The sequence below is a fragment of the Dellaglioa sp. CoH-56-MRSF-13 genome, assembly GCF_056782095.1.
On sequence record NZ_JBXAYC010000192.1, the window covers coordinates 1 to 256 of the forward strand.

The following is a 256-nucleotide window of genomic DNA, read 5'->3' on the forward strand; positions in this document are numbered from 1 at the left end:
TCGCTCCGACGTGGGCCCGGATATTTTCTGATGAATCGAAGCAACAAGAAAATGAGTCGTGGTCTTAACGGTGAGACCATCGACCACAAGAAGTACATCAAGACGTATCGCTATCAGGTGATGCGTGTGGTGCGCGACATCGAACAGGGTTCCGTATCCGAAGACGACATGGCTCGACTCCGGAACTTTTGTCAAATGGCGATCACGTTGATGGAACATGCGCCGATTTCGCAAATACAGGCCGCGTGGCGAGATG

General features: G+C 52.0%; 1 protein-coding gene. It reads left to right on the top strand.

What is annotated here, in order from left to right:
• Positions 1-51: 51 nt before the first annotated feature.
• Positions 52-256: hypothetical protein (locus AC1RP1_RS08405; protein ID WP_481762791.1), on the top strand; the 205-nt coding region annotated here is incomplete at its 3' end.